Below are 3633 nucleotides of genomic sequence, written 5' to 3'. Positions count from 1 at the left end.
TAAGAGACAGGGGTTGGGAGGGGGGAAAGGCGCTTCCGTCGGCAGGACCGTCTGACAACGGTGCCGGCGGCGCTACCGGCACCGTCCGCCCTTCTTCCGCGCGCTGGATCCGCACGCGGGCGAGGGAGCAACAGGCGTCGGGGGGCGTAAAGAACCAACCGGAGCGGCACGGTCCAAACCCGCCCGCTCCCTTGTGAAGGAGAAGGTGCCCCGGCCCCGGCCCGGCACCCGCAAAGGCGTTCAAGACCCATGAGACCTGATACCCGCACGGGGGGCGGCCCCTCCCAGCGCATGCTGCGCGTCGGCGAGCTGGTGCGCCACGCCCTCGCCGAGGTGCTCCAGCGCGGCGACCTCACCGATCCGGTGCTCACCGCGCACATCATCACGGTGCCCGAGGTGCGCATGTCGCCGGACCTCAAGATCGCCACCTGCTACGTCATGCCCCTCGGCGGCAAGGACATCGCTCCGGTGATCAAGGCGCTGGCGGCCAATGCCCGATACCTGCGCCTGGAGGTCGGCCGCCGCATGGAGCTGAAATCCGTGCCCGAACTGCGCTTCCGCGAGGACACCTCGTTCGACGAGGGCGCCCGCATGGATGCGCTGCTGCGCTCGCCCCAGGTGGTGCGCGACCTTGATGACACGTCCTCGGACGGCACCCCCGATACCGACAAAGAGACCGACGCCGAATGACCGCCCAATTTGCTGCAGAAGCCGCCGCCATCCTCGCCGCTGACGCCGACGCGCCGCCCGTGGCCGCCGCCGCTCAGGCCCAGCCGGACGACGGCTCCGCCGCGCCCCGCGCCTCCCGCGAGCAGGACAACCGCCCGCGCGCGCCAAAGCGGGACCTCGACGGCTGGGTGCTGCTGGACAAGCCCACGGGCATGACCTCCACCCAGGCGGTGGCGGTGGTGAAACGCATCTTCGGCGCCCGCAAGGCGGGCCACGCCGGCACGCTGGACCCGCTGGCCTCCGGCTGCCTGCCCATCGCCTTCGGCGAGGCGACCAAGACCGTCCCTTACGTCATGGACGGCCGCAAGACCTACCGCTTCACCGTGCGCTTCGGCATCGAGACCGACACCGACGACAGCGAGGGCAAGGCGGTCGCCACCTCCGACCACCGCCCGAGCGACGCCGACATCGTCGCGGCGCTTGCCGCCTTCCGGGGCGAGATCATGCAGGTGCCCCCAGCCTATTCGGCGCTCAAGATCGGCGGCGAGCGCGCCTATGACCTCGCCCGCGAGGGCGAGGAGGTGGTGCTCCAGCCCCGTCCCGTCACCATCTTCCGCATCGACCTCGTGGAGCGGCCCGACGCCGACCATGCGGTGCTGGAGGCGGAATGCGGCAAGGGCACCTATGTGCGCGCCATCGCCCGCGACCTCGGCCGCATGCTGGGCGCCCGCGGCCATGTCTCGGCCCTGCGCCGGGCCTGCGTCGGCCCCTTCCTGGAAGAGGACCTGGTGCCCCTCGACGAGATGCGCGAGCGCGCCGAGGCCGGCGAGGAGGCCCTCATGGACGCCCTCGACCCGGTGGCGCTGGCGCTGGAGGAGATCCCGCAGATCGCCGTCACCCCACCCGACGCCCACCGACTGCGCTGCGGGCAGAGCGTGATCCTGCGCGGGCGCGACGCGCCCATCGTGGAGGGCCATGCCGCCATCACCTGCCAGGGCGCCCTCATCGCCATCGGCGACGTGGAGGCGGGAGAGATCTTCCCCCACCGCGTCTTCAACTGGGGCCAGAAGGACAAGAAGTCCCCCCGCCGCGGCAAGCGCTGAGCTGGCCACGGCGCTGAGCGTATTCTGCGCATTGCATACAATGCGGCATGCGTCTTGCGTTGCTTCCGTGGGGGCTCTCCACGGAAGGACGTTTTCATGGCGCTTCGACATAGCCTAGCCGCTGCTTTTTTCGCCGCCCTTGCACTGGCGGCCCCGGCCCGGGCCGAAAGCGTGGTTCGCTACGGCATCTCCATGGCTGACATTCCCCAGACCACGGGACAGCCTGATCGTGGGGCAGGTGCCTATCAATTCACCGGCTACACCCTCTACGATCCGCTGGTGGCCTGGGAGATGAACGTGGCCGACCGCCCCGGCAAGCTGGTGCCGGGCCTCGCCACCGAATGGAAGGTGGACCCGGCCGACCAGAAGAAGTGGCTATTCACCCTGCGCAAGGGCGTGAAGTTCCACGACGGCAGCGATTTCAACGCCGATGCGGTGGTGTGGAACCTCGACAAGGTGCTGGACGAGAAGGCCCCCCACTACGACAAGCGCCAGGCCGCCCAGGTGAAAACCCGCCTGCCCGGCGTCGCCGCCTGGAAGAAGATCGACGATACTACCGTCGAGATCACCACCAAGGACGTGGACTCCTTCTTCCCCTACCAGATGCTGTGGTTCCTGGTCTCCAGCCCGGCCCAGTACGAGAAGCTCGGCCGCGACTGGGACAAGTTCGCCCAGAGCCCCTCGGGCACCGGGCCGTTCAAGCAGGACAAGCTGGTGCCCCGCGAGCGGCTGGAGCTGGTGAAAAACCCCGACTATTGGGACAAGACCCGCCTGCCCAAGACCGACCGCATGATCCTCATCCCCATGCCGGAGGCGCTCACCCGCACCAACGCGCTGCTGGCCGGCCAGGTGGACCTGATCGAGACCCCCGCGCCCGACGCCGTGCCCCAGCTCAAGTCGGCAGGCATGAAGATCGTCACCAACGTCACCCCGCACGTGTGGAACTACCACCTCTCGGTGCTGCCCGGCTCGCCCTGGACCGACGTGCGCCTGCGCAGGGCGCTCAACCTCGCGGTGGACCGCGACGGCGTGGTGGAGCTGATGAACGGCCTCGCCAAGCCGGCCAAGGGCCAGGTGGACCCCTCCAGCCCGTGGTTCGGCAAGCCGGCCTTCGACCTCAAATATGATCCCGAGGCGGCCAGGAAGCTGGTGAAGGAAGCCGGCTATTCCCCGGAGAAGCCGCTGAAGGCCACCTTCATCATCGCCGCCGGCGGCACCGGCCAGATGCTGTCCCTGCCCATGAACGAGTTCCTGCAGGCGAGCTTCAAGGAGATCGGCGTGGACGTGGAGTTCAAGGTGGTGGAGCTGGAAGCGCTCTACACCGCCTGGCGCAAGGGCGCGAAGGACCCGATGAACGAAGGCATCACCGCCAACAACATCGCCTACGTGACCTCCGACCCGCTCTACGCCCTCATCCGCTTCTTCGACTCGCGGCAGGTGGCGCCGGTGGGCGTCAATTGGGGCTTCTATTCCAACCCCAAGGTGGACGCCCTGATCGACGAGGCCAAGCGCACCTTCGTGGTGGAGAAGCAGGACGCGCTGCTCGCCCAGGTGCACCAGCAGGTGGTGGACGACGCGGTCCTGGTGTGGGTGGTGCACGACACCAACCCGCACGCGCTCTCGCCCAAGGTGAAGAGCTTCGTGCAGGCCCAGCACTGGTTCCAGGACCTGACCACCATCGGGATGCAGTAGGCCCGGCAGCACGGCAAACACCGAGGCGCAGCATCTCCGTTCAGGCCTGCTGCCTCGACCGGGCGCACCCGTGGAGCCCTCTCCCGCCCGAACTCGGCTGTTGCCGAGTTCGGTTCCCCAAGAACCGAAGCCGGAAACATCCGGCTTCGGTGCGGGGGAGGGCAGGGAG

3 protein-coding genes are annotated in these 3633 nt (G+C 68.7%); all 3 read left to right on the top strand.

Translation table 11 applies throughout. The features are described 5' to 3' along the window. The first annotated feature begins 249 nt into the window (after positions 1-249). Positions 250-690 carry a 30S ribosome-binding factor RbfA gene (rbfA, locus tag K9U40_RS22265; RefSeq protein ID WP_282892291.1) on the top strand — a complete coding sequence of 147 codons (441 nt, stop codon included), beginning with the start codon at positions 250-252 and terminating at the stop codon, positions 688-690. After that, positions 687-1772 carry a tRNA pseudouridine(55) synthase TruB gene (gene truB / locus K9U40_RS22260; protein WP_282892290.1) on the top strand — a complete coding sequence of 362 codons (1086 nt, stop codon included), beginning with the start codon at positions 687-689 and terminating at the stop codon, positions 1770-1772. The genes rbfA and truB overlap by 4 nt, the downstream gene beginning before the upstream one ends. A gap of 96 nt (positions 1773-1868) precedes the next feature. Then, positions 1869-3464: an ABC transporter substrate-binding protein gene (locus tag K9U40_RS22255; protein ID WP_282892289.1), complete on the top strand. Its 1596-nt coding sequence runs from the start codon at positions 1869-1871 to the stop codon at positions 3462-3464. Positions 3465-3633: the final 169 nt, after the last annotated feature.

The sequence above is a fragment of the Xanthobacter autotrophicus genome (assembly GCF_030015065.1).
GTDB lineage: Bacteria > Pseudomonadota > Alphaproteobacteria > Rhizobiales > Xanthobacteraceae > Xanthobacter > Xanthobacter autotrophicus_D.
This window is presented reverse-complemented; position numbering and strand designations above follow the sequence as displayed.